8 protein-coding genes are annotated in these 7,223 nt (G+C 36.6%); 1 reads left to right on the top strand and 7 read right to left on the bottom strand.

The window, feature by feature from the left end:
• Nucleotides 1-107: 107 nt before the first annotated feature.
• Nucleotides 108-1,922: a DUF1566 domain-containing protein gene (locus GSY74_RS09485; protein ID WP_164664861.1), complete on the top strand. Its 1,815-nt coding sequence runs from the start codon at nt 108-110 to the stop codon at nt 1,920-1,922.
• 107 nt (nt 1,923-2,029) lie between these two features.
• On the opposite strand, the gene GSY74_RS09480 is transcribed toward GSY74_RS09485, so the two are convergent.
• The 7 genes from GSY74_RS09480 to soxC form a co-directional block, all read right to left on the bottom strand.
• Nucleotides 2,030-2,515, bottom strand: coding sequence for an MOSC domain-containing protein (locus tag GSY74_RS09480; RefSeq protein WP_255494598.1), 486 nt, complete (start codon nt 2,513-2,515; stop codon nt 2,030-2,032).
• A complete protein-coding gene (locus GSY74_RS09475; RefSeq protein ID WP_164664860.1) occupies nt 2,493-2,963 on the bottom strand; it encodes a thioredoxin fold domain-containing protein in 471 nt (156 codons plus the stop codon). The genes GSY74_RS09480 and GSY74_RS09475 overlap by 23 nt, the downstream gene beginning before the upstream one ends.
• A gap of 8 nt (nt 2,964-2,971) precedes the next feature.
• The gene (locus tag GSY74_RS09470) at nt 2,972-3,904 is read right to left on the bottom strand and encodes an MBL fold metallo-hydrolase (protein ID WP_164664859.1); all 933 of its coding nucleotides are present in this window, start codon (nt 3,902-3,904) and stop codon (nt 2,972-2,974) included.
• A gap of 145 nt (nt 3,905-4,049) precedes the next feature.
• Nucleotides 4,050-4,349 (bottom strand): thiosulfate oxidation carrier complex protein SoxZ, encoded by a 300-nt coding sequence (gene soxZ / locus GSY74_RS09465; RefSeq protein WP_164664858.1) that lies wholly within the window; start codon nt 4,347-4,349, stop codon nt 4,050-4,052.
• A gap of 56 nt (nt 4,350-4,405) precedes the next feature.
• Nucleotides 4,406-4,852, bottom strand: a complete 447-nt coding sequence (locus GSY74_RS09460) for a thiosulfate oxidation carrier protein SoxY (protein WP_188108714.1) — start codon at nt 4,850-4,852, stop codon at nt 4,406-4,408.
• A 151-nt stretch (nt 4,853-5,003) separates the two neighbouring features.
• Nucleotides 5,004-6,110: a c-type cytochrome gene (locus GSY74_RS09455; protein WP_164664856.1), complete on the bottom strand. Its 1,107-nt coding sequence runs from the start codon at nt 6,108-6,110 to the stop codon at nt 5,004-5,006.
• Nucleotides 6,091-7,223 (bottom strand): sulfite dehydrogenase (gene soxC / locus GSY74_RS09450; protein WP_164664855.1); only part of this gene is annotated, 1,133 nt, incomplete at its 5' end. The genes GSY74_RS09455 and soxC, both read right to left, overlap by 20 nt.

Genomic DNA, 7,223 nt, shown 5'->3' with positions numbered 1-7,223 from the left:
TGAATATTATTAATTTTATTTAATAAATAAAATCAAATTATTTTAAGGAGTTGGGTAAGTTCGCTATGTTATCATAATATCTTATAAACATAATAAGGAGATAGAGTATGAAAAAGTTTCTATGGTCATTAAGTATAGTATCCATATTAGGATTAGCAAGTTGTGGTGGGGGAAGTAGTGATGAGGCGAAAGCGTTACTACAAAAGATTTTAAATCTAGTAGGGATTCCACAATCGATTGTGGTGAATATCTGTCAAGATGAGAACAGAGATGGTATCTGTGGAGTTACAGAGCTTCAAGCAGAAGTGAGTATAAATAAAGGTGATACGGTTGCTACTATTTGGAATAAGATTACAAATACAGCAGAGGGCAGATATCTACTAGAGACATATGATGCAACTCTACCTCTCTTACTTGAACTTCAAAATACAGGTAGCGAACATTATACAGATAAGTTTACCATTCCATTCAATGGACTAGCACCTACAGAAGATGAGAAAGACCTCTCTATCTTACAAGCTATGGTGGATGCTGGATATTTGACAGCAAATGATATTAGTGCTGTCAAAGAGATGGATAATCGAGAGGAGTTCTATGAGGTTCTTTTGAAAGATTTTGAGATTAACTTGAATACTTTGAAAGAGAAAGAGCTTTCATCTCCTAGAGCTGTTTTAGCTAACCTTGGTGAGATGGCAGAGGAGCTGAAAGAGGCTGGGATTGATGGTGAGTTGCCTCGGAAGATTGATGCTTGTGAGGATGATGATAACTGTATAGAAGAGGCTATGGAGAATACTATTATTGATGAGGCAGAGGCAGAGGGTATACAGGATAATGAGACAAAAGAACTTAAAAGATTATTAGTAGGGAAAACACTCTATTTGAGCGAACCTTTAGGAGAAAAAGATTATTTTAATAAACTTGAATTTAATAGTGAAGGAACCTTGGTAACAGATACCTATCTATTGGAAGAAAATAGTCAAAGAACCTATCCTATAAATTTAGAGATTAATCGCTTTACATCACTCGATACTGAAAATTATAATATTTTCCTTAAAGTAAATAGAGATTATATACTTTTTGATGCTTATCAAAGTGCTGGAACAGCTGATGGTCAAAGTAGACTCTATTTTGATAAAGATAAAGCTGAAGCATATTATAGTGAATCTGTAGATTCCAATGCTATAGCAACCACAGAACCTGCTTCTGTAGAAATTGAAGATAGACTTAAGCCTCTAATTGCAGGAAAAACATATTATATTACAGCATGTGATACTGAAAATCCTCATGTAGAGAAACTTGATTTTGCTACCAATAATAAATTAACTATCTCTTGGGAAGAGGATGGTGAAACCAAAAATAGACTTTTTGATTATACTACAGACTACAGTACATTAACCCTCTTTTATGAAGGAAATAGTACAGTTGTTACAAGTTTTTCTAATGTCCAAGAGGAACAGGAAAAACTAATTTTTGAGGAGGGAGTGTTCTTCCAAAATCAAAGTGATGCAGATAACAATTTAAATGAATTAGGTTGTTTGGGATACTATATAGATAAAACACAGAGAAAGATATGGGAGTTTGAACATGCAGGTTTTGAGATGACATATGATGAGAGTGCTCCAACGATAGGAGGAACAGTAATTACCTCTCCGTATACTACTTCTGGTTCTAATAGTAATGAAATTGATGCTGTTAAATATTGTGAAGGCTTAAAAATTGGAGATTATGATGATTGGGATGTACCATCATTGGATGATCTTCAAAATATTAATAAAGATATTTTTCAAGACAATGAACTCTTTTGGTCTTCTACTAAAGTGGATGAAAATAAAATATATACTATTAATATCACTAATGGTATAGAAGAAAAGAGTGCTAAATCAGAGAAGCACTTGATTCGTTGTGTTAGAGATGGAATATAGTTTTTCATCATTTCTTCTTTTTTTATTACTGAAATCCCCTTTATTTGGGGATTATTTTTATAAATTAATTTTCTTTTTAACCTGATGCGTATGACCTATGTGGAGCATTATAGTTCTTTAGAATCATATTTAAAATACAAAATAGAAACCTCATCACTCTTATGTATATGACCTGATTTTATCACTCTAGCAAAAACCCCTCTATCATTTTTCAAAAGCTTTGGCAGTCTGTTATCTATCTTGGTCAGACTTTTACAGAGGGTACAGCTTTGGCTTATCTCCAAAATAACCTCACCGACTCTTATTTGAGTCCCAACATTCAGCATATAAGGGTTATAGTCCATAAGTATATTTTCACCTAAAGTACCATGTGCTACACTGATATTTTTCCCTTTGGCTAAATTATAGCTATCAAGAGAGGTAATTAACAGAGACCTATTAGGCTCTTTTCCATAAAATTTATCTTCCCAAACACCATTCTCATCAACAGTTAGCTTCTCTTTTGATGTTCTACTAGAGTCACCTTTTTTTGAGACAAACAGCTCTAAAATTTTTCCTACTACTCTCTCTCTATTCATCAAATAACAGTTCATCTTTAAACTCCTCTAGGGTCATGTTTTTATATGATTTTTTAGTGATATATTTTAATATATTTGAGATTTGATTCTCCTCCCTATATCCAATAACATCATATACAATCCTACCATTTCCATCTACAAAAATTAAAGTTGGATAGAAGTCTATGCCTAATGCTTTAGCAAACTTATGGTTACTTCCTTTGAAATTTTGATAGGTTACTATCTCGTCATCATCTCTGTTTATGGATAGCAGGAGAAACTCTTTTTTTATAATTTTGCTGATATTATTACTTTCTATATTCTCTTCCATCTTGTTGCAATATCCACAATAATCTTTATGAAAAAATATCATAATATGCTTATTGGTTCTGTTTGCATCAGCTGAAATTTTATTGATGTCAAAATCAATAGAAGCCGTGGAGATAACAGTGAGAGTGATAATGAGCAGAAGTGATTTAATCATATCGTTACTTAATCTTCAGCAAACTCTATCTCTGTAAAGGCATCAGAGACATTTCTAGGGTTTAGTGCTTTGAACATCGCTCTATCTTTAAACTCATCCATAGTCACAACAGCAGTTATCTCATCCTCTTCCACGCCATCCTCAATCGCTTTAAGAATTCGTTTATGTAGAAGTGTGAAGTATTTTTCTGCATCATCCATCGCATTTTTTCCTGTATTGAGTCCATGCCCAGGGACAAACACCTCATACTCTTTGCTCTTCATCATCTCAATCGCTTTGAGCTGACCAAGAAGTGAGCCGTGTCGATTTGATGTGATTCTCCCATTCATCGCTAAATCTCCTGCAAAGAGAACTTTTCGTTTTGGCATATAGATAAAAAAGTCCTCTTCGGTGTGGGCTTTTTGTCCAATAGGAATCATCTCAAAATCTTCACCACCAATGGTCATCTTTACTGTTTTATCAGGTGTCTTATCCACTTTGATAATCTTGGTATCTTTTATGGCATTCTGGGGAAGTACTCTAAACATTCTTGTTTTATCCCCAGCTTTGTAGTGGTCATTTATATATTTTGGTCCTATGATTTCTGCATTGAATTTATCTTTATAAAATGAGTTGCCAAGCCAGTGGTCATCATGTTCATGAGTCGTAATCACAGTTTTGACAGGCAGTTTTGCAATCTTGCTCATCGCCTCATACGCTTGTGATGCGTACTGATATGAGGGTCCACTATCTACCAAGACAAAGCTATCTGTCGTTTTGATATAACAGGTATTGACCATCGCACCAGCATTGGTTTTGGAAGGCCCCTCTAGTACACCAAGGAAACACCATACATTATCACTGACTTTTTTAGGGGAGAGTTTATAGTCAAAACTCTCAGCATAAATCGATATATTAAAAAGAGCTAGAGCGACAAGAGAGAAGGATAGTTTTTTTATCATAATGTTTTTCCTTTAAAATTATTGGAAAAAAACATGCTTTTATGTGCTTTTGCAATAACTTACTATTTCTTTTGTAGGGTGGGAAAATTCCCACCATTAAATCTTGCTTTTAACGGTGGATAAAATCCACCCTACGGTTTTTTATCTATTTGATTTTCTTATCTTCTGTTTTGGTGTTACCCTTAAGGTCAACCCAAGTCATAACAAGTTTATCACCTGCTTTACCTTTGAATTGAAACTTAAAGAGTGGGTCTTTTGATAAAAACTGGCTTGAAGATACTTCAAAAACTATCTTATCATTGACTTTACCCATCATGTGAGTAATAAAATTCGCCTCTTTACCCTTCTTCTTTGCTGCATTATATGTCAACATCTCATGTTTAGCTTTTACTTTAGCTTTAACAACACCATCTTTCTCTTTTGCTTTGATTTTCATATTACCCATAGTAATTCCTTTCTTTGTCTATTATTGATTCTCTATCTAAAGTGAAAAAGGTTGCATTAACCTTCACAACCACCAAGTGCAACTTCTATCTCTTGCTCTGCTGAGTGTAGTTTACCTGCTTTGTCTTCTACAATAACAGTAACTTTACCACTAGCTTTCATCTTGATTTTAACACTATAGTCAACAATACCACCTTCAGGAACTGTAAATACTGCTACAGCACTCTCTGGGTTTGCATCTTGGAAAATTGCAACGGATTTAGCCTCTATGTCAGTTCTGATAGTAACAGGGATTGCTCCACCGTTACTTGCAACTTTTGGAGCTTTTAGTGTAATCTTATCACTCGCTGTTGGCTTTGCACCATAGAGTGCCTCAATTCCTGACTCAACATCATCTGCTGTCCATGTGTCTGGCTTTGTTTTTCTAAAGTCGATTGCACTTACTGCTGTTGGTGCAAGGGCAACTGCCGCTAGACCTAGACCTAAAAATTTTCTTCTGTTCATCATAAAAATCCTTTCATGTTTGATGATTAGACATCTTGCAAAATTAGGAACCGATGGCTTTAGCCTCGTTATGTTCGGGACTAAAATCTCCGATTCCAATGAGTTTTGCAAAATATCTATCTAATTAAAAGGTGGGCTTAAAAGCACCACCCTACTTACTGTTGTCTATCATATAGTCAACTGCTGCTTTGAATTGCTCTTCGGTTAAGTCCATAGCACCACCTTTTGGAGGCATTGCATTGATACCGTTCATACCATTTGCATAGACCTTATCTATACCTTTTTTGAGTGTAGCATCCCACGCTTTTTTGTTACCAACATCTGGAGCACCCATCGCATCGGTGGCATGACATACAGAACAACTAGCTTCATATACCTTTTTACCAGGATGTGCAGGAGCAGATGATGTCTCCTCTTTCATACTTCTCTCTACCGACATTGGTGGCTCAAAAGCATTGATTTCAGTTTTGATTCGTACGATATTTGCTTTGCCTTTGAGACAATCTTTCATACATCTTGTACCGTTACCATAATTATTTGGGTCATTGAGGAACTTCTTAATATTAGCAGGGCCTTCTGGACCATCAATATTAGGAATAAATCCATCAACATTTGGCATCTTAATCTTTAAGAATTTTGCTCTATCAAGAACGAACTCATCTTCTAGCGTTTCACCATCAATCTCAATCTCATTAATAGATAACATATAAGCAACCAAAGCGTAAGTATCATCATCACTCAAACTTTTTGGATGAGTGAAAGGCATTCCTGACTGAATATACCAAAATAGTGTACTAGCATATGGCCAGTAGGTACCGATAACTCTCTTTGGTCCATCAGCATCAGGGATATTTCTCTGATTGGTTAGCGTCTCTGTACTTGCACTTCCAACTGAGAGTGTAGGGTAGGTACTACGACTTCCTTCACCACCTGAACCAAAGTCACCATGACACATTCCACACTGTGCCTCATATAGCTCATCACCTCTCTCAACAGAACCTTTACCTTCAGGAAGACCTGTACCATCTGGCATCACATCTATATCCCAAGCAGCGATTTCTGTTTTTGATGGTGCTTTACCATATTTGAAATCTTTTTTATCTTGTGTATTTACAGCATACGAAGTATACATGCCATCTTTTACTTTATAGACTGCACCACCATCAATCGCCTGTTCACCTGCATTGGCTGTTCCTAAAAAGATAGCTGAAGCAACTATCGCAGTTGAAATAATTTTTTTATGATCTAACATGAACATTGTTTACCACTCCTTTATCTGTAACTTCCCATGTACAAATGGAATTTCTGTGATATACAGCCTCTACGCCCACAACTGCCGTCTCTTGGTCGATAGTAGGTTGAATATGACCACTATCATCAACAGCACGACTTGCAAGAAGTAGTGGTTTGCCCTCATATCTATACATATAACTAAATCTCGTCCAAGCTTTTGGAAGCACCAACCCTTTGAGGCTCACCTCTCTCCATGTGTTACCACCATCAAAAGTGATATCAACATTTTTAATCGTACCTTGACCTGACCACGCAAGACCCTGAATCTCAACCAAATCACCTTTTTTCAAATCAGTCCACGGTTTCTCAGGGCATGGCGAAGTGATGATAGAGTTTACCTCTAGTGGATAGAAGTGCTGAATCGCTTTTCCACTTGGAGTAAGAACTGTATATTTAGCAGTCTCCTCTTTCGCGTAAAATGGATCTTTTGAGAACTCTAATCTTTTTAACCACTTAACCTGCAAGTTACCTTCCCAACCTGGAAGCATCAATCTTACTGGATAACCCTGCTCAGGGCGAAGAGCTTCACCATTTTGTGCATAGACAACCATCGCATCATCAAGTACTTTTTCAACAGGAACAGTTCTACCCATCTCTGAGTTGTCACACCCTTCTGCCAACATCCATAGTGCCTCTTTTTTGAGACCCAAATCAGCGATAATATCTTTAATCATAACACCTGTCCACTCTGCTTGACTCATCATACCTTTGGCAAACTGAATCGAGTTAAACTGTGGACCCCTCCACTCTGGCCCACCGTTTGCGGGACACTCAACAAAGTGAATTCTAGTGACACTTGGGTATCTTTTGAGTTCATCTAATGTAAGTACTAGAGGTTTCTCTAAGAGACCATGAATCATAAGTCTATACGATTTAGGGTCAACATGTGCTACCCCTCCATGAGAACGGTTAAAAAATAGACCGTTTGGAGTGATAATCCCCTCTTGCTCATGAATTGGACACATAGAGATAGACGCATAGTTGTCTCCTGAAGCCAAGAGAGCCGTGGTTCGTCTTGTGTTGTTATGCTCATATGGTGATGGAATTCCATAACGATTTTTGGTGACAGGATCCCCTA

Origin of the sequence: Sulfurovum sp. bin170, assembly GCF_010892395.1 — a bacterium.
Taxonomy (GTDB): domain Bacteria; phylum Campylobacterota; class Campylobacteria; order Campylobacterales; family Sulfurovaceae; genus UBA1140.
This window is presented reverse-complemented; position numbering and strand designations above follow the sequence as displayed.